Origin of the sequence: Pseudomonas sp. MM211, from assembly GCF_020386635.1 — a bacterium.
Classification (GTDB): Bacteria; Pseudomonadota; Gammaproteobacteria; order Pseudomonadales; family Pseudomonadaceae; genus Aquipseudomonas.
The window spans coordinates 2,134,138-2,155,606 of sequence record NZ_CP081942.1 but is presented as its reverse complement, the minus strand read 5'-3'; the positions used below and the strand labels follow the sequence as shown (position 1 = coordinate 2,155,606).

The following is a 21,469-nucleotide window of genomic DNA, read 5'->3' as shown; positions in this document are numbered from 1 at the left end:
CCCAGCGGCCTGTCGACATGCAGTTGCGACAGCCCGACAGCACGTGAGGTAGACATGACCAGCACAGCCCCCATCGCCATCATAGGTACCGGCATCGCCGGCCTGTCCGCGGCAGAGGCCCTGCATGCAGCCGGATATCCGGTGCAATTGTTCGACAAGAGTCGCGGCAGTGGCGGCCGCATGGCCAGCAAACGCAGCGACGCTGGCGCCCTGGATCTCGGCGCTCAGTATTTCACCGCCCGCGACCGTCGCTTCGCCGCTGCCGTTCAGCAGTGGCAGGCCCGTGGCTGGGTCGAGGAATGGACGCCCAGCCTCTATCAATATGCCAACGGCACGCTCAGCCTATCGGCCGACGAGCAAGTACGCTGGGTCGGCAAACCGCGCATGAGCGCGATCACCCGCGCCATGCTCGGCGCCCTGCCGGTGAAGTTCTCCTGCCGCATCACTGAAGTATTTCGCGGCGAGCAACACTGGCATCTGCTCGATGCGGATGGAGAAAGCCACGGGCCGTTCAGCCACGTCGTCATCGCCACCCCGGCGCCCCAGGCCAGCGCCCTGCTGGCAGCGGCACCCAAGCTCGCCGGCACGGTAGCGGGCGTCAGCATGGAGCCGACCTGGGCGGTGGCACTGGCCTTCGCAGAGCCGCTGAAGACGCCCCTGGAAGGCTGCTTCGTGCAGGATGAGGTGATCGACTGGACGGCGCGCAACCGCAGCAAACCAGGCCGCGACACCACCCTGGACACCTGGGTGCTACACGCCAGCAGCAGCTGGAGCCGCCAGCATCTGGATCTCTCCAAGGAGCAGGTGATCGAACGCCTGCATGGCGCCTTCGCGGAAATGATCGGCTGCGCCGTACCGGCCCCGGTGTTCAGCCTGGCCCATCGCTGGTTGTACGCCCGTCCCACTGCAGCCCATCAACTGGGTGCCCTGGCCGATGCCGATCTGGGTCTCTACGCCTGCGGCGACTGGTGCCTGTCCGGGCGGGTCGAAGGTGCCTGGCTCAGCGGTCAGGAAGTGGCTCGCAAACTGATCGCGCACAACCAGTGAACACCACCAAGCATCGCCTGACCCCGCGCAAGCTGCTGCTCTCCAAGTGGACGGCAGCCACGCCACAGAACCGCGAAAAGCACTTTCTGGTCACCGAACTGTTCTGCGACGAGGAAGGTACGGTGCTGGAAGTGGAGCTGCAGGCCATACTCAGCAAGCGTGCCCAGCGCATCGACTGGCGTGTTCTTCAGGATGCCGACAACTGGAAGATGGGCTGGCGTTGAGACGTCGCTTATTGCACCTGATGCGGACAGAAGCTGTACACAGTATTTGACTTGTACAAGATCGCGCTTAAGATGAAATGAAACTTGTACAAAAATAAATCCTTGTACAAGAACATTCTCGAAGGTGCGCCATGCCAGCCAGCCCGCTCCACCGCGAAAAACCCAAGCTTGGCGTCAGCGCCTGCCTGCTCGGCGCCGAAGTGCGCTACAACGGCGGCCACAAGGCCTCCCGGCTATGCCTGGATCAGTTGAGCGACTATTTCGAGTTCGTGCCCTTCTGCCCGGAAGTCGCCATTGGCCTGGGTACGCCGCGCGAGCCGATCCGCCTGGTGGGTGACCCGGCAGCGCCCCGTGCCGTGGGCACCGTACATCCTGACAAGGATCACACCGAGGCGCTGACCGCCTATGGCGAGCAGGTGGCTGCCGATTTGCCACCGATCTGCGGCTATATCGTCATGCAGCAGTCGCCGTCCTGTGGCCTGGAACGGGTCAAGGTCTATCAGGACAACGGTCACCCCAGCGAGCCGAAAGGCCGCGGCCTGTACACCGCGGTGCTGTGCGAACGCCACCCAAACCTGCCCATCGAGGAAGATGGCCGGCTCAACGACCCGGTGCTGCGTGAGAACTTCCTGACCCGGGTATTCACCTACGCGCAGTGGCAGGCGCTCTGTGAATCCGGCCTGAGCCGCGGCAAGCTGATCGCATTCCATGCCCGCCACAAATACCTGCTGATGGCCACCGATCCACTGCGCTACAAACGCCTCGGTCGCCTACTCAGCGATTTGTCCGGGCAGGATCTACACAGCCTGGCCGAGCACTACATCGGCGAACTGATGACCGCGCTGAAACGCTGCGCGACGCGCGGCACGCATGCCAACGTGCTGCAACACCTGAGCGGCTACCTGAAAAGCTCCCTGAGCGCCGCGGAAAAGCAGGAAATGCAGCAGCTCATCGAGCAGTACCGGCAGGGCATCGTGCCACTGGTGGTGCCGCTGACCCTGCTCAAGCACCACTTCCGCCAGCACCCCGACAGCTACATCGAGCAGCAGGTCTACCTGCAACCGCACCCGGAAAACCTCAGCCTGCGGAACGCCCTATGAACCAACCAATCTCTCCAGAGCCGAGCGCCGAGGCTTACCGCGATGCCATTGCCGACGGCTACCTGCCGATCCGCGACGTGGCCAGCCTGACTGGCGTGAATCCGGTCACCCTGCGCGCCTGGGAGCGCCGTTACGGCCTGATCGTGCCGCACCGTACCGCCAAGGGCCACCGCCTGTACTCCCCGGAGCAGGTGCAGACCATCCACGCCGTGCTCGGCTGGCTCAATCGCGGCGTATCGGTCGGCCAGGTCAAGGGTCTGCTGCGTGCCGATCAGCCGCTGCCAGCCGACCAGGCCTCGCAGTGGCAGGAAAAACGTGAGCAGCTGTGCCATGCCATCCACTTGCTCGACGAGCGCCAGCTGGACGAACGCTTCAATGCCGAACTGGCTCTCTACCCGCCACAGATTCTTTGCCAGCACCTGCTCCTGCCGCTGCTGGCAATCCTGGAGGAGCGCTGGCCACAGCGCGCCGGCGCGAAGACCGAGCGGCTGTTCCTGCACAGCTGGTTGCGCAGCAAGCTCGGCGCACGGGTCTACCACGACAACCGCCAGCACAATGGCAAGCCGCTGCTGCTGATCAATCTCTGCCAGGTACCGATGTCGCCGCAGCTGTGGCTGTGCGCCTGGCTGATCGGCACCGCCGGCTGCCCGGTCGACGCCTTCGACGGGCCGATTCCGCCCAGTGAACTGCCGCTGGCAATCGCCCGCCTGCAACCCCGCGCCCTGCTGCTGTTCTGCGAAGCGGACTCCAACCCCGATGCCGAGTCGTCGCTGCGTGAGTGGCTGGGCGACCACGGAATTCCCTGCCTGCTGATCGGGGTTCAAGACCAGGCGCGTGGTGAGCAACTGATCGCCAATGCACCAGAGGGCGCAGACATCACTTTCATGGCCGATCCCCTGGCAGCGTTGCAAGTGCTCGCTGATCGCCATCTGCTCGAATAGGACGACTCATGTTGCAACTGATGTGGTTTCGAACCGACCTGCGCGTCACCGATAACAGCGCGCTGGCTGCGGCCATGCAGGCCGGGCCTACCGTCGCCGTATTCCTGCTCAGCCCGGCTCAGTGGCGCCAGCACGACGATGCACCGAGCAAGGTGGATTTCTGGCTGCGCAACCTGGCCGAATTGAGTGTGGAACTGCAGCGCCTCAACGTGCCGCTGCTGATTCGCGAGGCCGATGAATGGAGCGCAGCGCCCAGGGTGCTCGCCAAGCTGGCCCAGGAACTGGAAGCCACTGCAGTGCACGCCAACGATGAGTACGGCGTCAACGAAACCCGCCGCGACCGTGATGTCGCCGCCGCACTGGACGAACGTGGCGTCAACTTCAACAGCCACCTCGACCGCCTGCTGTTCAAGCCCGGCAGCGTGCTGACTCGCACGGGCACCTACTTCAAGGTTTACAGCCAGTTCCGTGGTGTCTGCTATCAGCGCCTGCACAGCGCGCTGCCGCCTCTGGTGGCACTGCCAAAGGCGCAAGCCAAGCTGAAGATCGACGCCGATCAGGTGCCGAGCAACGTCGCCGGCTTCGAAACGCCAAGCCAGGCGCTGCGCGATACCTGGCCGGCCGGCGAGCAGGTCGCTCGCGAACGGCTGCAGCGCTTCGCTGATGAATGGATCGAGGATTATCACGACAACCGCGACTTTCCCGCGCGCCCCGGCACCAGCCAGCTTTCCGCCTATCTGGCGGCGGGCGTGGTATCGCCACGTCAGTGCCTGCACACGGCGCTGAACATCAATCAGGGTGAGTTCGAAAGCGGCAATCAGGGCGCCGTCACCTGGGTCAACGAGCTGATCTGGCGAGAGTTCTACACCCATATTCTGGTCGGCTATCCACGGGTATCCATGCACCGCGCCTTCCGCCCAGACACCGAAGCCCTGCCGTGGCGCAATGCTGGCAAGGAACTACAGGCGTGGCAGGAAGGCCGCACCGGCATCCCGATCATCGACGCGGCGATGCGCCAGTTGCTGGAAACCGGCTGGATGCACAACCGCCTGCGCATGGTGGTGGCGATGTTCCTGACCAAGAACCTGCTGATCGACTGGCGCGAGGGCGAGCGCTTCTTCATGCGCCACCTGATCGACGGCGACCTCGCCGCCAACAACGGTGGCTGGCAGTGGAGCGCGTCGACCGGCACCGACTCGGTGCCCTACTTCCGCATCTTCAATCCGGTCAGCCAGTCCCAGCGTTTCGATCCGGATGGCCGCTTCATCCGCCACTGGCTGCCGGAACTGGCCAAGCTCAGCGACAAGGCGATTCACGACCCGCACGCCGGTAGCAAGGGGCAGAAGGGTCTGTTCGGCAGCAGCCCGGACTACCCACTGCCCATCGTCGATCTGCGCGCCAGCCGCCAACGTGCCCTGGATGCGTTCAAGAATCTGCCCTCGGCAAGCGAGCCCTCATGAGCGAATTTCTGCAGCGTTTCGCCAGTGGCTTCGCCGCCCTGGACAAGCACAACCTGGATCGTCTCGGCGAGCTGTACAGCGACGACATTCAGTTTCGCGACCCGCTGCATGAGATTCATGGGTTGGCCGATCTGCGGCGCTACTTCGAGCAGCTGTACGCCAACGTTCGCGAACTGCACTTCGACTTTCAGGGTTATGACCAGGTTGCCGAGGGTGAGGGCTATTTGCGCTGGACGATGCGCTATCGCCATCCGCGCCTCAGTGGGGGTGAGGAGATCTGCGTACCCGGCTGCTCCCACCTGCGCTGGCGCGATGGTCGCGTATACAGCCATCGCGATTTCTTCGACGCCGGCAACCTGCTTTACGAACACCTGCCTGTATTCGGCTCGGTCATTCGCTGGCTGAAAGGCAGGCTGGCATGAGCGCCTTCAGCAAACGCATCTGGCTGACCGGCGCCAGCAGCGGCATCGGCAACGCCCTGGCCGAGCGCCTGCTGCGCGATGGCCATCATCTGGCCCTGAGCGCGCGCCGGGAAGAGCCACTGCAGGTACTGGCCGAGCGCTTCCCCGGCCAGGTACTGGTACTGCCGGGCGACCTCAGCGAAGCCGCCGAGGTCAACGCCATTGCCGAGCGCCTTACCGAACAGTGGGGCGCCCTCGACTGCGCGATTCTCAACGCCGGCACCTGTGAATACATCGACGCCAGTCATTTCGAGGCGGACATGGTCGAGCGCGTGATGCGCGCCAACCTGTTCTCAGCCAGCCACTGCATCGTCGCGGCGCTGCCGCTGCTGCGCCAGGCGAAGTCGGCGCATCTAGTTGGCGTCGCCAGTGCGGTCACCTACCTGCCACTGCCACGTGCGGGTGCCTATGGGGCGTCCAAAGCAGCGCTGCGTTATCTGCTCGAGTCCCTGCGCGTGGATCTTGCCCACGAAGGCATTGCCGTCACCGTGGTCAGCCCTGGCTTCGTCGATACACCGCTGACCGAGAACAACGACTTTCCCATGCCCATGCGCTGGTCGTCAACAAAGCCGCCAACCACATCGCTGACAAACTTAACGCACGGCCTCTGGAGATTGCCTTTCCAGGCCCGTTCATCGCCGCTCTGTGTCTGCTTGGCCGGCTGCCCGCACGCCTGCAACTGGCACTGGGCAAACGCCTGGCCCGCACTGACGACAAGGACGCTTCATGAAGATTGCCATCATCGGCAGCGGTATCTCCGGCCTCACCAGCGCGTACTTGCTCGCGCGCCGTCACGACATCAGTGTGTTCGAGGCCAGCGACTGGGTCGGCGGGCACACTCACACCGTGAATGTCGAAGTAGCGGGCAAGCCCTACGCGATCGATACCGGCTTCATTGTCTTCAACGACTGGACGTACCCCAATTTCATTCGCCTGCTCAACCAGTTGGGCGTCGGCTACAAAGCCACCGAGATGAGCTTCTCGGTGAGCGATCCGGTCAGCGGCGTCGAATACAACGGCAACAACCTCAACACCCTGTTCGCCCAGCGCCGCAATCTACTCTCGCCAGCGTTCATCGGCATGGTGCGTGACATCCTGCGCTTTAACCGCGCCGCCCTCGACGACCTGCAACACAATCGTCTGGCGCCAGACACCACGCTGGGCGATTACCTGAAACGCGGCGGCTACAGCCAACGCTTCATCCATCACTACATCGTGCCGATGGGCGCTGCCATCTGGTCGACCTCGCTGAGCGATATGCAAGCTTTCCCCTTGCAGTTCTTCGTACGTTTCTTCAAGAACCACGGCCTGCTTTCAGTCAGTGACCGGCCGCAGTGGTGCGTGGTTGAAGGCGGCTCGAGCAGCTACGTGGCACCGCTCAGCGCATCCTTCAAAGAACGCATCCGCCTCAATTGCCCCGTGCAGCGAGTGGAGCGCGACAGCGAGGGAGTGACCTTGCACAGCAGCGCTGGTGTGGAGCGCTTCGACAAGGTGATCTTCGCCTGCCACAGCGACCAGGCGCTGGCGTTGCTGGCACAACCCAGCGCAGCCGAGCAGGCGATCCTCGGTGATCTGCCCTACTCCACCAACGACGTGGTGCTGCACACCGATACCCGCCTGCTGCCCAAGCGCCGCTTGGCCTGGGCCAGCTGGAACTACCGGCTGGGCGGCAGCGAACAGCGGCCGGCAGCGGTGACGTACGACATGAACATTCTGCAAGGCATCGCCAGCGACACCACGTTCTGCGTCAGCCTCAACCAGACCGAAGCTATCGACCCGAGCACGATTCTCGCCCGCTACAGTTACGCCCACCCGCAATACAGCATCGCCGGCATCGCCGCACAAGCACGCTGGGAAGAATTGCAGGACAGCCAGCACAGCTATTTCTGTGGCGCTTACTGGGCCAACGGCTTCCACGAGGACGGCGTGGTCAGCGCGCTGCGCGTGGCTAGCGCATTCGGCGAGAGCCTCTGATGAATAGCGCGCTGTACAGCGGCTGGGTGCAGCACCGGCGCTTCTCGCCGCGCGCGCACCAGTTTCGCTATCGCATGGGCCTGCTGTACCTGGATCTGGACGAACTGGATCAGGTGCTATCCCTGTCGCCACTCTCCGGTCACAGCCGCTGGGCACCATTTTCCCTGCGCGAACGCGACTTCCTACCGGGGCACATTGACCAGGGCGTACGCCTGATCGAAGCCGTACGCCACCTTGTGGAAAAGGCCTTGGGTAAACGTCCGAACGGGGCGATCTACCTTCTCGCCCAGCCTCGTGGCTGGGGCCTGGCGTTCAACCCGGCGAGTTTCTTCTACTGCCACGATGAAGCCGGCAGGCTAGCGGCGATCCTCGTCGAGGTACGCAACACACCGTGGCACGAGCGCTACCACTATGTGCTGCCGGTCTCGGGTGAGGGTCATCAGCGGGTGCGCGTCGACAAGGCGTTCCACGTTTCGCCGTTTCTGCCCCGCAATCTCGAATACCGCATGGCGTTCAGCCCGGTAGGCGAACGGTTGGGCATTCACATGGCGGACTGGCAGTCTGAGGAAAAACTATTCGACGCCACCCTGAATCTGCACCGCCAACCCCTGCACCGCGCAGCCGTACACCGCTACCTGGTGAGTTTTCCGTGGATGACCGGCAAGACCCTGGCAGCCATCTATTGGCAGGCCTTGCGCCTGCTGCTCAAACGAATCCCCCTGTTCAATCACCAGGCTGCCAACGGCGACTTCCAGATAGCCCAGCCAGTCGAGGACGTGCACCATGAAAAGCCCTGATCTGACCAGCGCCAAACGGTCGGTGCGCGCCAGCGCGGGTATCGGCGCCAGCCTCTTGCGCGGTGCGGTACTTCGCCAGTTACGCGGCCTGCGCCACGGTTCGCTGCTGATCACCGAGAATGGCGAACACCTGCAGTTCGGCGATTCGCACGCCAGCATGAGCGCGCATATCGATGTGCACGACAGTGCGATCTGGGGCATGGTCGCCAGCAATGGCTCGATCGGTGCCGGCGAGGCGTATATCCACGGGTACTGGAGTAGCCCGGATCTGACTGCTGTGATTCGCATATTCGCCAGCAACCTCGACCTGCTCGACGCCATGGAAGGCGGCCTGGCACGCCTCGGTCGCCCCCTGCTGCACGGCCTGCACTGGCTCAACCGCAACACCCGCCAAGGCTCGCGTGACAACATTGCCGCTCATTACGACCTGGGCAATAGCCTGTTCGAGCAGTTTCTCGACCCGACCATGATGTACTCCGCCGCCCAGTTCCAGAGTGCAGACGACAGCCTGGAACAGGCTCAGTTGAACAAGCTGGAGCGCATTTGCCAGAAACTGGCGCTGAGCGCCGATGACCATCTGCTAGAGATCGGTACCGGTTGGGGCAGCATGGCAATCTACGCCGCACAGCAGTACGGCTGCCGTGTGACCACCACAACACTGTCGCGCGAGCAGCACGCCCACACTGCGCAACGTATCGCCGAGCAGGGCTTGCAGGATCGCATCACCCTGTTGCTGGAGGATTACCGCGATCTTAGCGGGCAGTTCGACAAGCTGGTGTCGATCGAGATGATCGAGGCAGTCGGCCACCGCTTTCTGCCCACCTACTTCGACAAATGCGCCAGCCTGCTAAAGCCCAACGGCTTGATGCTGCTGCAGGCCATCACCATTCGCGACCAGCGCTACCAGCAGACGAAACGCAGCGTCGACTTCATCCAGCGCTACATATTCCCCGGTGGTGCCCTGCCATCGCTGCACACCATGTTGCAGATCGTCACTAACAAGACAGATCTGAACCTGCACCACATGGAAGACTTCGGCCTGCACTACGCCCGCACCTTGCGCTTATGGCACGAGAATCTGCTGCAGGCGCGACACAAACTGGAGCACCTGGGGTACGACGAATTCTTCTTCCGGCTGTGGGAGTTTTACCTCTGCTATTGCGAAGGCGGCTTTATCGAGCGCACCATCGGCACCGCTCAACTGCTGCTGGCCAAACCGGCAGCGCGCCCGCAACCGCTGCTTGGACGATTCGGTGCCTAAAAACCTGCTCAACGCCATCCTCTTTCAAATCGGCTGGTTCGCCTGTGTACTCGGCGGCGGCCCCTGGTTGTGGTTGGTGGCGGTGATCATGCTGGTGCACCTGTTTTACATCGGCAGTTGGCAGCGCGAAGGCAAGTTGCTGGTGAGCGTGTTTCTGATGGGCAGTGCAGTGGACAGTTTTCTACTGCAGCTCGGGATCTTCGATTTCGGCGAAACTCGCCTGCTCATTCCCCTGTGGCTCGCGCTGCTGTGGCTGCTGCTCGGCACCACGCTATGCCACTGCCTGGCCTGGACAGCGCAGCCCTGGTGGCGCGCCAGCCTGCTCGGCGCCGGCTTCGCGCCACTCTCTTACTACGCGGGCGCCACCCTGAGCGGGGTGAGTTTTCCTTACGGCACCACCATCACCCTGGCCGTGCTGGCGCTAATCTGGGCGGCAGTACTGCCGACGCTGCACGGCTTTGCCAGGCTCTACGCCGCGGACAACCGCCCAGCTTGAATCCACTCGGTACAGCCACACCTGGCGTAAACTAGCGCAATGAGCACCGACGACTACATCCCCCATACGCAGATTCCCGAAAGCACCGAGGTCAGCTGTAGCACCTGTGCGGCCTGCTGCTGCCAGCTGGAAGTGATACTGATCACCGATACCGGCGTACCACAGCGCTTCATCGACAACGATGAGTGGGGCGGCGAGGTGATGCTCCGGCTGGATGACGGTTGGTGCGCAGCACTGGATCGCGACACCATGCGCTGCACGATCTACTCGGTGCGCCCACTGCTTTGCCGCGAGTATGAAATGGGCGCCCCCGAGTGCCTGGAAGAACGCCGCGGCATCATCAATGCCTATCGCTGAACGCGCTTGCACGGCTCAGCCACGCACTTATTGCGCGCATAAAAAACCGGGCGCGAGGCCCGGTTCAGCATGCAGGGTTTAACGGTGATTCACGTTTAGAAATTCAAACGATAGTGCACCGTATAAGCCTCGACACCATCGTTGGGGCTTTTAATGCCGGCGTTGGAATAGTGAATCGCACGAATCCCGACTTCGTGACCACCCGCGAAACGCAGACCCGCACCAATGCGGTCTTCGAACTGGAACGAAGAACCCAGGTCGTTGGACTCGAGCTGGGTGTTGGAGAACGCCGCGACACCGATACCGGCTTCCAGGTAGGGCTTGACGTTCTGCCCGGCGAATTCGTAAACGAATACCGGCGCGAAGGAAATGCTGTGGTTGGTAGAGGTGTCGTCCCCCTCCCAATAGGTGTAACCCGCATCCCAGTAACCGCTCAGATGGCCGACGCTGCTTTCGAACCAGCGGCTGTTGAAATCGAACTGAGCACCAAGACGGTAAACCATGGTGGAATCACCGGATTGACCCACGGAAAAGGTCACACCTGCGGCCTGAACGGCGGTTACCGAGCCAAGAGACAACGCAACTGCAGCGGCCAAGCCAACCAGCTTCTTCATTGGAAACATCCTTTTTTATAGGGATCACGGATTGTTTTAAGTGAGGCACGGGAAAACTATAGTTACAGAGTTGAGCTAAGTTCCATTTGTTCTAAAAATATTTAATGGCCAATGGCCCATTAACGCGTTTGGGGAAAATCACTCACCTGCTCGGCGCTACCCCATAGCCGCGGCATGACTCTTTGCATGACCGATGGATCACCGCTGCACCAGAACTGCTCTGGCGCTGCCGGGCCAACCGCCAGCATGCGCCGCTCGCTCAGCAAGCGCTGCAATTGCCGGGCCACGGCGGCGCCGGTATCGATCAGGCTGATCGACGGGCCCAGCCACTGGCTCAGTAAAGGCTTGAGAAAGGGGTAATGGGTGCAGCCGAGAATCAGCGTGTCGCAGCCCTCGGCGAGCAGCGGATCGACATAGCCCCGCAGCAGCTCGTGCAGCCGTGGATCATCCAGCTCGCCCGCCTCGATCAACTCCACCAGGCCCGGACACGGCTGGGTGACCACCCGCACATCGCTGGCGAACTGATCGAGCAGCGCGGCGAAGCGTGCGCTTTTCAGCGTGCCGGTCGTCGCCAGCACACCGACCACGCCAGAGCGCGTTGCAGCCGCCGCCGGTTTGACCGCAGGCTCCATGGCGACAATGGGCAGTTGTGGATAAAGCCCACGCAGCTCGGCGACACCAGCCACGGTGGCGGTATTGCAGGCCAGCACCAGCGCCTTGGCATCGCGGGCCAGCAGGAACTCGGCGATGACCCGGCAGCGCTCGCGGATGTACTCGGCGCTCTTTTCGCCATAGGGCACATGACCGCTATCGGCGACATACAGCAGCGACTCGTGCGGCAGCAGGGTGCGGATCTCACGCAGCACGGTGAGGCCGCCGACACCGGAATCGAAGACCCCGATGGGCGCTTCACTCATGGCTGTTGCCTGCACAGACCGCACACCCCGGATCGCGCTTGACCCGCAGTTCGCGAAAGCGCGAGCCAAAGGCATCGATCAGCAGCAGCCGCCCCACCAGCGGCTCACCGAAACCGGCTAGCAACTTCAGGGCTTCCAGTGCCTGCAGGCTGCCGACCATACCCACCAACGGGCCAGCCACACCGGCTTCGCTGCAGGTCAGCTCGGCTTCGCTGCCATGGCCATACAGACAGTGATAACAGGGGCTGTCGGCACGTCGCGGGTCGAACACCGACAACTGCCCTTCCAGGCGGATCGCGGCGCCACTGACCAGCGGCCTGCGGGCGGCAACACAGGTCGCGTTCACCGCCTCGCGGGTGGTGAAGTTGTCCGAGCAATCGAGCACCAGATCGACCGCCGTCACCGCCGCTGCGAGGGAGTCCGCATCCAGCGCCTGGCGGTGGGCACGTAGCTGAATGCCGGGGTTGATCGCCGCCAGCCGCGCCAACGCCGAATCCACCTTGCTCTGGCCGATGCTGGCGGTGTCGTGGGCGATCTGCCGTTGCAGGTTGCTCAGGTCGACGCTGTCGAAGTCCGCCAGGTGCAGCTCACCGACCCCGGCCGCCGCCAGATACAGCGCCACCGGCGAACCGAGCCCACCGAGGCCGACGATCAGCACGCGGCTGCTCTTGAGCCGCAGTTGGCCGTCGATATCGACCTGCGACAGCAGGATCTGCCGGCTGTAGCGCAGCAGCTCTTCGTCACTCAAGTGTTCATTCATGCGGCCACCGCCCCAGGCTGATGCGTTCATGATTGGCCAGATCGCGGCGGCTGTGAACCTCGGTGAATCCGCGATTGCCAAGCAGCTCACGCACCGCCTCGGCCTGATCGAAGCCATGTTCGAGCAGCAACCAGCCGGGGGCCATCAGATGCGCCGGCGCCTGCTCGATGATCGAACGGATATCGTCCAGCCCATCGATGCCCGATACCAGTGCGCTGTTCGGCTCGAAACGCACATCGCCCTCGCCCAGATGACGGTCGTCATTGGCGATATAAGGGGGATTGCTGACGATCAATGCATAACGCTCGCCGCCCAGCCCGTCGAACCAGTGGCTGGAGGCGAACGCGGCGTTGTGCAGACCCAGGCGCGCGCGATTACCTTCCGCCAACGCCACGGCCTTGTCGACCCGATCGACTCCGGTCACCTGCCAGGCCGGACGCTCGCTGGCCAGAGCCAGGGCGATGGCGCCGGTGCCGGTGCCCAGGTCGAGCACCCGTGCCGGGCCGCCAGGCAACAGCGCCAGCGTGGTTTCCACCAACAGTTCGGTATCCGGGCGTGGAATCAGGGTATGCGGCGCGACGTCCAGATCCAGGCTCCAGAAGCCCTGCCGGCCGAGAATATAAGCCACCGGCTCACCGTCACGGCGGCGCACCAGGCTGGCGGCGAATCGTGCAGCCGCGTCGGCCTCGACCTCACGATCCGCCCAGGTGCGCAGATAGCTGCGCGGCTTGCCGAGAGCGTGGGCGAGCAACAGCTCGGCATCCACACGGGCGCTGGGCGAGTCCGGTAGCTCAGCGGCATTCAATAAAGACTCAATGGAAGCCATGACACACCGCCTTTGGTGGAAGCTTGCTTGCCAGCGAAGTCGTTCGCGCGATGATCGCCGGCAAGCCGGCTCCTACAGGAGATTTATCGATCACAGTACGCACCGTCCACGACATCCTTCCTTAACCCGGCCAGGATCAATCGCCGAGCGCGGCCAGCTGGTCGGCCTGGTACTCGGCGAGCAGCGGTTCGATCACTGCGTCGACGCCACCGGCGATTACTTCATTGAGCGAATACAGGGTCAGATTGATGCGGTGATCGGTGACTCGGCCCTGGGGGAAATTGTAGGTACGGATACGCTCGGAGCGGTCACCGGAACCGACCAGCAGCTTGCGCGTGTCGGAGATTTCCTTGTGCGCGGCGGCGTCCTGCTGATCCTTGAGCTTGGCCGACAGCCAGGCCATGGCCTTGGCGCGGTTCTTGTGCTGCGAACGCTCTTCCTGACACTCGACCACCGTACCGGTGGGAATGTGAGTGATGCGGATCGCCGAATCGGTGGTGTTGACGTGTTGACCACCGGCGCCCGAAGAGCGGTAGGTGTCGACGCGCAGATCGGCCGGGTTGATCTCGATGGCCATCTGTTCATCCGGCTCGGGCAACACTGCCACGGTGCAAGCCGAGGTATGGATGCGGCCCTGGGATTCGGTTTCCGGGACACGCTGCACACGGTGCGCGCCGGATTCGAACTTGAGCTTGGCGAACACATTGTCGCCCTCGACCCGGGCGATCACTTCCTTGAAGCCGCCGTGCTCGCCTTCGTTGGCCGACAGCACCTCGACGCGCCAGCCCTGCTTCTCGGCATAGCGCGAGTACATGCGGAACAGGTCACCGGAGAAGATCGCCGCTTCGTCGCCGCCGGTGCCGGCACGCACTTCGAGGAACACGTTGCGACCGTCGTTGGGGTCTTTGGGCAGCAGCATGCGCTGCAGGCTGTCTTCCAGTTCGAGGAGGCGAGCCTTGGCGGTGTCGACTTCTTCCTCGGCCATTTCGCGCATGTCCGGGTCGCTGTCCTTGAGCAACGCCTGGGCACCCTCCAGATCAGCCTGCACCCTGCGGAACTCGCGGAACGCCATGATCACCGGTTCGATCTCGGCGTATTCCTTGGAATAGGCGCGGAACTGGTTCTGGTTGCCAATCACTTCGGCATCACCGAGCAGCGCCGTGACTTCTTCGAAGCGATCGTGCAATACGTCGAGCTTATTGATCAGCGAAGCTTTCATTGCATGCCTTTGTTGGACGACGCGCCTTCTTCAAGGGCGAAGAGTTCCTGGGCCACGCCAAGCGCATCGGCGCGCCCGTCGGCGGAGAATTTTTTCAATTGTACGCTGGGTGCGTGCAACAACTTGTTGGTCAGGCCACGGGCCAGCTGCGCCAGCACGTCTTCGGCAGCGGCGCCATTGGCGAGCATGCGCTGGGCGCGGGCCAGTTCATCGTCACGCAGACGCTCGGCCTGCTGCCGGTAGGCGCGCAACACATCCACCGCGGCCAGCTCGCGCAGGCGCACCATGAAATCGTCAGCACCGACGGCGACCAGCTCCTCGGCGGCCTGGGCAGCGCCCTGGCGGCTCTTGAGGTTTTCCTCGATGACTTCGTGCAAGTCGTCGACGGTATACAGATAGACGTCGTCCAGCTCACCGACCTGAGGTTCGATGTCCCGCGGTACAGCGATGTCGACCATGAAGATCGGCTTGTGCTTGCGCTGCTTCAGGGCACTTTCCACCGCGCCCTTGCCGAGAATCGGCAACTGGCTGGCGGTGGAGCTGATGACGATATCGCTGTGCGCCAGCTCCTGAGGAATATCGGAAAGCAGCACGGCATGGGCGCCGAACTGTTCGGCCAGGCTGCTGGCGCGTTCGAGGGTACGGTTGGCCACGACGATTCGCTTGATCCCCTGATCGTGAAGGTGACGGGCGACCAGGCTGATGGTCTCCCCCGCGCCGATCAGCAGCGCCTGGCTGCGATGCAGGTCGGAGAAAATCTGCTTGGCCAGGCTCACGGCAGCGAACGCCACCGATACCGGGTTCTCGCCGATGGCGGTGTCGGTACGCACCTGCTTGGCGGTACTGAAGGTGGCCTGAAACAAACGCCCGAGCAGCGGGCCGAGGGTGCCGGCTTCGCGGGCCACAGCGAAGGCGGACTTCATCTGGCCGAGAATCTGCGGTTCGCCCAGCACCATGGAATCGAGGCCGGAGGCCACGCGCATCATGTGACGAACTGCCGCATCGTCTTCATGGACGTATGAGCAGGCACGCAGCTCATCGACGCTCAAATGGTGATAATCGGCCAGCCAGCCGAGCACTGCCTCGACGCCCGAACCATCCTGTTCCAGATACAACTCACTGCGGTTGCAGGTCGACAGAATTGCCGCCTCACGGCTTGGCGTATTTCGGCAAAGCAGCTGCAGCGCCTCTACCAGCTGCTCCGGGGTAAAAGCCACGCGCTCGCGGACGTCCACCGAAGCGGTCTTGTGGTTGATACCGAGGGCGATAAAGGCCATGCACGTCGCTGACAGGGGGGTGGAAGCCGCCAATTGTCCTACTTCGGTCGAGGTAGGACAACCATTGCCCACCGCATGGCGACGATAGCGAACCTCGATCGCAGGCAATGAGAATTACTCAGCCCGACACTCACACATGGCATGCCGGCTGGAGCCCAGCGAGCAGGATTGGCCTATATAAGCCGTGAACGAATGCCATGGATCATCTCACCAGCGGGTGCGAACAGGGCCCTGCGAGGGAGCGCCGCTGATCCGATGCAACACTGCCCGTGTTCGGCAGTCCAACCTCACATCGCCAGGACACACAGCCTGCCCATGGGCTTGCCCAACGGCTTGTGTCATGATGGCCAAAACCGCAGGTTAGTCGCATTTCCTCTATGAATAGACCCATCGCGTTGCTGACCGCCCTTGCCTTTTTGGGTGGTTGCCAGACTTTTTCGCCGTCCGCTCCGGACGGTAACGTGCCCGTGGAAGAACCGGGCAATGAAGCGCAGGCCGAGGCGCCCAAGGCGTACGGCTCGTTCAGCCAGGAAACCATGCTGGCACTGCTCACCGCCGAGTTGGCGGGACAGAGAAATCGCTTCGACATCGCCCTGAACAATTACGTCCAGCAGGCCAATTCGACTCAGGATGCAGGTGTCGCCGAGCGCGGCTTCCGTATCGCCGAATACCTGGGGGCTGACGAAGAGGCACTGGATCTTTCGCTGGTCTGGGCCAAGAACGCCCCCAGCAATGTGGACGCGCAGCGCGCTGCTGCCGTGCAGCTGGCGCGCGCCGGGCGCTATGACGAATCCATGTCGTACATGGAGCGTGTGCTGCAGCGTCAGGGCAACACCCATTTCGACTTCCTCGCCCTGTCAGCGGCGGACTCCGATCCGGACACCCGTGCCGGCCTGCTACAGAGCTTCGACCGCCTGCTCGGCAAGTACCCGAACGACGGCCAACTGCTGTTCGGCAAAGCGCTCCTCCTGCAGCAGGACGACCGCCCCGAAGAAGCCTTGAAACTGCTCGAAAATAGCAATGCCAAGCATGACCAGTCGGCTCCCCTGCTACTGCGTGCGCGCCTGCTGCAGAGCCTGGGTCGCGGCGAAGAAGCCCTGCCGCTGCTCAAGAAAGGCATGGAGCAGAACCCCAACGACAAGCGTCTGCGCCTCACCTATGCCCGCCAACTGGTCGAGCTAGGCCGTATGGACGAAGCGCGCAGCGAGTTTTCTTCGCTGCTGCAGCAATTCCCCGAAGACGATGACCTGCGCTTCTCCCTGGCGCTGGTCTGCCTGGAAGCCGAAGCCTGGCGTGAAGCCATCGTTTACCTGGAAGAACTGGTCGCGCGCGACGCCCACGTCGACCCGGCACAGTACAACCTGGGGCGTGCTCATGAAGCCCTGGGCGAAGTGGACGAAGCCCTGCTCGCCTATTCCATGGTCGGCGGCGGCAACGATTACCTGCCAGCACAGGCACGCATGACCGATCTGCTGGTCGCCAACGGCCGCGGCGCCGAAGCGTCCAAGCACCTGGCCGAAGCACGCGACAGCGAGCCGGACTATGCGCTGCAGCTGTACCTGATCGAAGCCGAGTCGCTGTCCAAGCAGAACCAGTCCGACAAGGCCTGGGCGCTGATCCAGCAGGCACTGGCGCAATACCCGGGTGACCTCAACCTGCTCTACACCCGCGCCATGCTGGCCGAGCCGCGCAACGACCTGAAGCAGTTGGAACAGGATCTGCGCACCATTCTCGACCGTGAGCCGGACAACGCCATGGCGCTCAACGCCCTCGGCTACACCCTGGTCGACCGCACGAATCGCCACCAGGAAGGCCTGAAGCTGATTCAGCAGGCTCACGACCTCAACCCTGAAGATCCGGCGATTCTCGACAGCCTGGGCTGGGCCAACTTCCGCCTGGGCAACCTGGCCGAAGCGGAAAAGTGGCTGCGCCAGGCGTTCGAACGCTACCCGGATCACGAAGTAGCCGCCCACTTGGGCGAAGCACTGTGGGCTCAAGACAAGCAGCGCGAGGCCAGAAAGATCTGGCGCGACGCGCTGAAGGAACAGCCCGACAGTGAAATTCTGCGCAGCACCGTGCTGCGCCTGACCGGATCAGAGAGGCCTTGATGCAGTTTCGCCCCCTACTCGCACTCGCCCTGGTAACCCTGCTCGCTGGCTGCTCCGGCCTGTCCACCCGTGAAGCGGTGGAACAGGGCCTCGGCGACCCGGCGCGCTGGCAGGCGCACAAGCAACAGATCAGCACCCTCGACGGCTGGCAGATCAACGGCAAGGTCGGCATCCGCGCCCCCCGTGATTCCGGCAGCGGCACGCTGTTCTGGCTGCAACGCCAGGACTACGCCGACATTCGCCTGTCCGGCCCTCTCGGTCGTGGCGCCGCACGCCTCACCGGGCGCTCTGGCGACGTACAGCTGGAAGTCGCCAACCAGGGCCGCTACCAGGCCGAATCGCCGGAAGAGCTCCTGCAACAGCAACTGGGCCTCAACCTGCCGGTCTCCCACCTGCTGTGGTGGATTCGTGGCCTGCCCGCTCCGGACAGCAAAAGCCGCCTGACCCTGGACGGCGACAGCCGCCTGGCACAACTGAGCCAGGACGGTTGGGAAGTAAGCTACACGAGCTACGCCGAGCAGAACGGCTACTGGCTGCCCGAGCGCCTGCGCCTCGAAGGCCACGATATTCAGGTGACCCTGGTGATCAAGGACTGGCAACCGCGCCAGCTCGGTCAGTAACCCATTCCAGTCAGCGTGCGATGCATTCGTGTATCGCGCGCTGCTGATCGCCGGCAAGCCGGCTCCTACAGCTGGGTGCGGTATTTGGCCGCAACCGTAGCCTGCGGTAATCTCTCATCCCCTCTCGCCAGCCATCGCCCAATGACGACCGACGCCATCCCTGTTCACGCCGAACTGATTCTGCCGGCTCCGGCCAAGCTAAATCTGATGCTGCACATCCTTGGCCGCCGTGCAGACGGTTATCACGAACTGCAGACCCTGTTTCAGTTCCTCGACCATGGTGACGAGCTCGGCTTCAGCCTGCGTGAAGATGGTGTCATTCGTCTGCACACCGAGATTGCTGGCGTGCCCCACGACAGCAACCTGATCGTGCGGGCTGCGCGGCAGTTACAGGAACAGAGCGGCACGCACCTGGGTGCGGATATCTGGCTGGATAAACGCCTACCCATGGGCGGCGGCATAGGCGGCGGCAGTTCGGATGCCGCAACCACCCTGCTCGGCCTTGCTCACCTCTGGCAGCTGGACTGGAATGAAGATCGCCTGGCAGCACTGGGCCTGAGCCTGGGTGCCGACGTACCGGTATTCGTGCGCGGCCGGGCAGCATTCGCCGAAGGCGTCGGTGAAAAACTCACGCCAGTCGAACTGCCGCAACCCTGGTTTCTCGTCGCTGTGCCGCAAGTACTTGTCAGTACAGCAGAAGTTTTCTCCGACCCTGAGTTGACACGCGATACGCCGCCCATTAAAGTTCGCAGCCTTCTTGAGGGGGGTGGTCGTAATGACTGCCAGCCGGTTGTTGAAAAGCGTTACTCAGTTGTTCGTAACGCGCTGATCTTGCTGAACAAATTTGTTCCAACGAGATTGACCGGCACTGGAGCTTGTGTGTTTGGGAGCTTCCCAAACAGGGACGATGCTGATAAAGTCGCCCGCCAACTTCCAGCCACATTGCCAAGTTTTGTTGCGCAAGGTGCCAACGTTTCGATGTTGCATCGCACGCTCCAAGAACTGGTCAGGAAGTGAATGCGTAGCATCGGTTATACGTTACAGGGGCGTCGCCAAGCGGTAAGGCACCAGGTTTTGATCCTGGCATGCGTTGGTTCAAATCCAGCCGCCCCTGCCATAACCACCCAAGGGTGGCTCGTAATACCGAATTGAGCAGCATTGCGTCACACACGATACAGGGGCGTCGCCAAGCGGTAAGGCACCAGGTTTTGATCCTGGCATGCGTTGGTTCGAATCCAGCCGCCCCTGCCATTTTTACTCATCCAGGTTACCCTCAGCCGACAGGTACTGCGCGTGTCCAAGATGATGGTCTTTACGGGGAACGCTAACCCCGATCTGGCGCGACGTATCGTTCGTCAGCTGCACATTCCCCTCGGTGATGCTTCGGTCGGAAAATTCTCCGACGGCGAAATCATGATTGAAATCAACGAAAACGTCCGCGGTAAAGACGTCTTCCTGATTCAACCGACGTGCGCGCCAACCAATGACAACCTGATGGAACTGGTAGTGATGGCCGATGCCTTCCGCCGCTCCTCAGCCACTCGAATCACAGCTGTCATCCCCTACTTTGGCTATGCCCGCCAGGATCGCCGTCCGCGTTCCGCCCGCGTGGCAATCAGCGCCAAAGTCGTGGCCGACATGCTGACCGTCGTAGGCATCGACCGTGTTCTCACCGTCGACCTGCACGCGGATCAGATTCAAGGCTTCTTCGATATTCCGGTAGATAACATCTACGGTTCGCCAGTACTGGTGGACGATATCGAAGATCAGCGTTTCGAAAACCTGATGATCGTCTCCCCGGATATTGGTGGTGTGGTGCGTGCTCGTGCCGTGGCCAAATCTCTGGGTGTAGATCTGGCGATCATCGACAAGCGTCGTGAGAAAGCCAACCACTCCGAAGTGATGCACATCATCGGTGACGTGGAAGGTCGTACCTGCATCCTGGTCGACGACATGGTCGACACCGCCGGCACCCTGTGCCACGCGGCCAAGGCGCTGAAGGAACACGGTGCCGCCAAGGTGTTCGCTTACGCGACTCACGCTGTATTGTCGGGCCGTGCCATCGAGAACATCGAGAACTCGGTACTGGACGAACTGGTGGTGACCAACACCATCCCGCTGTCCGCCGCCGCGCAATCCTGTGCACGTATTCGCCAACTGGACATCGCGCCGGTTGTCGCTGAAGCGGTACGCCGCATCAGCAATGAAGAATCTATCAGCGCGATGTTCCGCTAAGAACACAGCCTGATGAACACGCCTGGCTATTTGGACAGGCATATCACTGAACCGCCCCGTCGCTGGTCGCAAGCGTAACGGGCGGTTTGGTTATTTTGGAGAAGTGAAATGACTACTGAATTTACTGTGAATGCCGAAGCGCGTTCCGACCTGGGGAAAGGTGCGAGCCGCCGCCTGCGTCGTAACGCCGCTCTGGTTCCTGCCGTTGTTTACGGTGGCTCGAAAACGCCTGTGTCGATCAGCCTGATCGCTAAGGATTTCGCCAAGCTGCTGGAAAACGAAGCTGCATTCAGCCACGTGCTGAGCCTGGTCGTTGATGGCAAAAAAGAAAACGTCCTGATCAAAGCCCTGCAACGCCACCCGGCCAAAGGCTTCGTTCTGCACGCTGACTTCATCCGCGTCGTAGCTGGCCAGAAACTGACCGCTCACGTACCGCTGCACTTCATCAACGAAGCCACCTCGGTTGGCGTCAAGAAAGGCGGCGGCGAAGTCCTGCACAGCCTGAACGAAGTTGAAGTTTCCTGCCTGCCGAAAGACCTGCCGGAATTCCTCGAAGTCGACATCGCCAACGTTGAAGTCGATCAGACCGTTCACCTGTCCGACATCAAACTGCCGAAAGGCGTTGAGCTGGTTGCTCTGGCCCACGGTAGCGATCTGCCGGTTGCCAGCATCCACCTGCCGCGCGTTCGTGTAGAAGAAGACAGCGAAGGCGAAAGCACCGCCGAGTAATATCGACGGGCTGTGCACCTAGGTGCACGCCAGCTTCAAGAAAGGG

General features: G+C 62.4%; 22 protein-coding genes, 2 tRNA genes and 1 pseudogene. 19 read left to right on the top strand and 6 right to left on the bottom strand.

The genetic code is table 11. The features are described 5' to 3' along the window. Positions 1-54 precede the first annotated feature (54 nt). The 12 genes and pseudogenes from K5Q02_RS09840 to K5Q02_RS09785 all read left to right on the top strand — a co-directional run bounded on the left by K5Q02_RS09840 (position 55) and on the right by K5Q02_RS09785 (position 10,118). Entirely contained in the window at positions 55-1,047 is a 993-nt protein-coding gene (locus K5Q02_RS09840) for an NAD(P)/FAD-dependent oxidoreductase (RefSeq protein WP_225838696.1), read from the top strand. After that, on the top strand, positions 1,044-1,271 hold the full coding sequence (locus tag K5Q02_RS09835) for a TIGR02450 family Trp-rich protein (protein ID WP_225838694.1): 228 nt from the start codon (positions 1,044-1,046) through the stop codon (positions 1,269-1,271). Before K5Q02_RS09840 ends, K5Q02_RS09835 begins: the two co-directional genes overlap by 4 nt. Before the next feature lie 131 nt (positions 1,272-1,402). After that, entirely contained in the window at positions 1,403-2,371 is a 969-nt protein-coding gene (locus tag K5Q02_RS09830; protein ID WP_225838692.1) for a YbgA family protein, read from the top strand. Further along, positions 2,368-3,312 carry a MerR family transcriptional regulator gene (locus K5Q02_RS09825; protein WP_225838690.1) on the top strand — a complete coding sequence of 315 codons (945 nt, stop codon included), beginning with the start codon at positions 2,368-2,370 and terminating at the stop codon, positions 3,310-3,312. Before K5Q02_RS09830 ends, K5Q02_RS09825 begins: the two co-directional genes overlap by 4 nt. 11 nt (positions 3,313-3,323) lie before the next feature. Continuing rightward, positions 3,324-4,772 carry a deoxyribodipyrimidine photo-lyase gene (gene phrB, locus K5Q02_RS09820; RefSeq protein ID WP_225839637.1) on the top strand — a complete coding sequence of 483 codons (1,449 nt, stop codon included), beginning with the start codon at positions 3,324-3,326 and terminating at the stop codon, positions 4,770-4,772. Next, entirely contained in the window at positions 4,769-5,194 is a 426-nt protein-coding gene (locus K5Q02_RS09815; RefSeq protein WP_225838688.1) for a nuclear transport factor 2 family protein, read from the top strand. The genes phrB and K5Q02_RS09815 overlap by 4 nt, the downstream gene beginning before the upstream one ends. Beyond that, positions 5,191-5,963, top strand: a pseudogene (locus tag K5Q02_RS09810) (SDR family NAD(P)-dependent oxidoreductase). Before K5Q02_RS09815 ends, K5Q02_RS09810 begins: the two are co-directional and overlap by 4 nt. Next, complete coding sequence (locus K5Q02_RS09805) at positions 5,960-7,207, top strand: NAD(P)/FAD-dependent oxidoreductase (protein WP_225838686.1); 1,248 nt, start codon at positions 5,960-5,962, stop codon at positions 7,205-7,207. Before K5Q02_RS09810 ends, K5Q02_RS09805 begins: the two are co-directional and overlap by 4 nt. Then, a complete protein-coding gene (locus K5Q02_RS09800; RefSeq protein WP_225838685.1) occupies positions 7,207-8,004 on the top strand; it encodes a DUF1365 domain-containing protein in 798 nt (265 codons plus the stop codon). The genes K5Q02_RS09805 and K5Q02_RS09800 overlap by 1 nt, the downstream gene beginning before the upstream one ends. Continuing rightward, on the top strand, positions 7,991-9,265 hold the full coding sequence (locus K5Q02_RS09795) for an SAM-dependent methyltransferase (protein WP_225838683.1): 1,275 nt from the start codon (positions 7,991-7,993) through the stop codon (positions 9,263-9,265). Before K5Q02_RS09800 ends, K5Q02_RS09795 begins: the two co-directional genes overlap by 14 nt. Continuing rightward, positions 9,258-9,761: a DUF2878 domain-containing protein gene (locus K5Q02_RS09790; RefSeq protein WP_225838681.1), complete on the top strand. Its 504-nt coding sequence runs from the start codon at positions 9,258-9,260 to the stop codon at positions 9,759-9,761. Before K5Q02_RS09795 ends, K5Q02_RS09790 begins: the two co-directional genes overlap by 8 nt. A gap of 39 nt (positions 9,762-9,800) precedes the next feature. Further along, positions 9,801-10,118 (top strand): YkgJ family cysteine cluster protein, encoded by a 318-nt coding sequence (locus tag K5Q02_RS09785; RefSeq protein ID WP_225838680.1) that lies wholly within the window; start codon positions 9,801-9,803, stop codon positions 10,116-10,118. 95 nt (positions 10,119-10,213) lie between these two features. Here the strand turns inward: K5Q02_RS09785 and K5Q02_RS09780 are convergent, their stop codons facing one another. The 6 genes from K5Q02_RS09780 to hemA form a co-directional block, all read right to left on the bottom strand. Then, positions 10,214-10,732: an acyloxyacyl hydrolase gene (locus K5Q02_RS09780; protein WP_225838678.1), complete on the bottom strand. Its 519-nt coding sequence runs from the start codon at positions 10,730-10,732 to the stop codon at positions 10,214-10,216. A gap of 119 nt (positions 10,733-10,851) precedes the next feature. Then, positions 10,852-11,649, bottom strand: a complete 798-nt coding sequence (gene murI, locus K5Q02_RS09775) for a glutamate racemase (RefSeq protein ID WP_225838676.1) — start codon at positions 11,647-11,649, stop codon at positions 10,852-10,854. Then, positions 11,642-12,409 carry a molybdopterin-synthase adenylyltransferase MoeB gene (locus K5Q02_RS09770; protein WP_225838674.1) on the bottom strand — a complete coding sequence of 256 codons (768 nt, stop codon included), beginning with the start codon at positions 12,407-12,409 and terminating at the stop codon, positions 11,642-11,644. The genes murI and K5Q02_RS09770 overlap by 8 nt, the downstream gene beginning before the upstream one ends. Further along, the gene (gene prmC / locus K5Q02_RS09765) at positions 12,402-13,235 is read right to left on the bottom strand and encodes a peptide chain release factor N(5)-glutamine methyltransferase (RefSeq protein WP_225838672.1); all 834 of its coding nucleotides are present in this window, start codon (positions 13,233-13,235) and stop codon (positions 12,402-12,404) included. The genes K5Q02_RS09770 and prmC overlap by 8 nt, the downstream gene beginning before the upstream one ends. 136 nt (positions 13,236-13,371) lie before the next feature. Continuing rightward, on the bottom strand, positions 13,372-14,454 hold the full coding sequence (gene prfA / locus K5Q02_RS09760) for a peptide chain release factor 1 (RefSeq protein WP_225838670.1): 1,083 nt from the start codon (positions 14,452-14,454) through the stop codon (positions 13,372-13,374). Then, positions 14,451-15,731, bottom strand: a complete 1,281-nt coding sequence (hemA, locus tag K5Q02_RS09755; protein ID WP_225838668.1) for a glutamyl-tRNA reductase — start codon at positions 15,729-15,731, stop codon at positions 14,451-14,453. Before hemA ends, prfA begins: the two co-directional genes overlap by 4 nt. Positions 15,732-16,108: 377 nt before the next feature. On the opposite strand from hemA, the gene K5Q02_RS09750 reads away from it, so the two are divergent. The 7 genes from K5Q02_RS09750 to K5Q02_RS09720 all read left to right on the top strand — a co-directional run bounded on the left by K5Q02_RS09750 (position 16,109) and on the right by K5Q02_RS09720 (position 21,423). Next, positions 16,109-17,839, top strand: coding sequence for a tetratricopeptide repeat protein (locus K5Q02_RS09750; protein WP_225838666.1), 1,731 nt, complete (start codon positions 16,109-16,111; stop codon positions 17,837-17,839). Then, a complete protein-coding gene (lolB, locus tag K5Q02_RS09745) occupies positions 17,839-18,459 on the top strand; it encodes a lipoprotein insertase outer membrane protein LolB (protein WP_225838665.1) in 621 nt (206 codons plus the stop codon). Before K5Q02_RS09750 ends, lolB begins: the two co-directional genes overlap by 1 nt. Positions 18,460-18,600: 141 nt before the next feature. Then, positions 18,601-19,476 (top strand): 4-(cytidine 5'-diphospho)-2-C-methyl-D-erythritol kinase, encoded by an 876-nt coding sequence (gene ispE, locus K5Q02_RS09740; RefSeq protein WP_225838664.1) that lies wholly within the window; start codon positions 18,601-18,603, stop codon positions 19,474-19,476. 25 nt (positions 19,477-19,501) lie between these two features. Continuing rightward, positions 19,502-19,576: transfer RNA gene (locus tag K5Q02_RS09735), tRNA-Gln, on the top strand. Positions 19,577-19,635: 59 nt separating this feature from the next. Next, positions 19,636-19,710: transfer RNA gene (locus K5Q02_RS09730), tRNA-Gln, on the top strand. Positions 19,711-19,752: 42 nt separating this feature from the next. After that, entirely contained in the window at positions 19,753-20,694 is a 942-nt protein-coding gene (locus tag K5Q02_RS09725; RefSeq protein WP_225838663.1) for a ribose-phosphate pyrophosphokinase, read from the top strand. Positions 20,695-20,802: 108 nt separating this feature from the next. Continuing rightward, complete coding sequence (locus K5Q02_RS09720) at positions 20,803-21,423, top strand: 50S ribosomal protein L25/general stress protein Ctc (RefSeq protein ID WP_225838661.1); 621 nt, start codon at positions 20,803-20,805, stop codon at positions 21,421-21,423. The last annotated feature ends 46 nt before the right edge of the window (positions 21,424-21,469 follow it).

Excerpts from the sequence above, each read along its gene's own strand:
- K5Q02_RS09780 (WP_225838678.1), bottom strand. The coding sequence starts at position 10,732 with ATGAAGAAGCTGGTTGGCTTGGCCGCTGCAGTTGCGTTGTCTCTTGGC.
- K5Q02_RS09830 (WP_225838692.1), top strand. The coding sequence starts at position 1,403 with ATGCCAGCCAGCCCGCTCCACCGCGAAAAACCCAAGCTTGGCGTCAGC.
- K5Q02_RS09825 (WP_225838690.1), top strand. The coding sequence starts at position 2,368 with ATGAACCAACCAATCTCTCCAGAGCCGAGCGCCGAGGCTTACCGCGAT.
- prmC (WP_225838672.1), bottom strand. The coding sequence starts at position 13,235 with ATGGCTTCCATTGAGTCTTTATTGAATGCCGCTGAGCTACCGGACTCG.
- K5Q02_RS09785 (WP_225838680.1), top strand. The coding sequence starts at position 9,801 with ATGAGCACCGACGACTACATCCCCCATACGCAGATTCCCGAAAGCACC.
- prfA (WP_225838670.1), bottom strand. The coding sequence starts at position 14,454 with ATGAAAGCTTCGCTGATCAATAAGCTCGACGTATTGCACGATCGCTTC.
- murI (WP_225838676.1), bottom strand. The coding sequence starts at position 11,649 with ATGAGTGAAGCGCCCATCGGGGTCTTCGATTCCGGTGTCGGCGGCCTC.
- K5Q02_RS09815 (WP_225838688.1), top strand. The coding sequence starts at position 4,769 with ATGAGCGAATTTCTGCAGCGTTTCGCCAGTGGCTTCGCCGCCCTGGAC.
- hemA (WP_225838668.1), bottom strand. The coding sequence starts at position 15,731 with ATGGCCTTTATCGCCCTCGGTATCAACCACAAGACCGCTTCGGTGGAC.
- lolB (WP_225838665.1), top strand. The coding sequence starts at position 17,839 with ATGCAGTTTCGCCCCCTACTCGCACTCGCCCTGGTAACCCTGCTCGCT.
- K5Q02_RS09840 (WP_225838696.1), top strand. The coding sequence starts at position 55 with ATGACCAGCACAGCCCCCATCGCCATCATAGGTACCGGCATCGCCGGC.
- K5Q02_RS09805 (WP_225838686.1), top strand. The coding sequence starts at position 5,960 with ATGAAGATTGCCATCATCGGCAGCGGTATCTCCGGCCTCACCAGCGCG.
- K5Q02_RS09800 (WP_225838685.1), top strand. The coding sequence starts at position 7,207 with ATGAATAGCGCGCTGTACAGCGGCTGGGTGCAGCACCGGCGCTTCTCG.
- K5Q02_RS09720 (WP_225838661.1), top strand. The coding sequence starts at position 20,803 with ATGACTACTGAATTTACTGTGAATGCCGAAGCGCGTTCCGACCTGGGG.
- K5Q02_RS09750 (WP_225838666.1), top strand. The coding sequence starts at position 16,109 with ATGAATAGACCCATCGCGTTGCTGACCGCCCTTGCCTTTTTGGGTGGT.
- ispE (WP_225838664.1), top strand. The coding sequence starts at position 18,601 with ATGACGACCGACGCCATCCCTGTTCACGCCGAACTGATTCTGCCGGCT.
- K5Q02_RS09795 (WP_225838683.1), top strand. The coding sequence starts at position 7,991 with ATGAAAAGCCCTGATCTGACCAGCGCCAAACGGTCGGTGCGCGCCAGC.
- K5Q02_RS09770 (WP_225838674.1), bottom strand. The coding sequence starts at position 12,409 with ATGAATGAACACTTGAGTGACGAAGAGCTGCTGCGCTACAGCCGGCAG.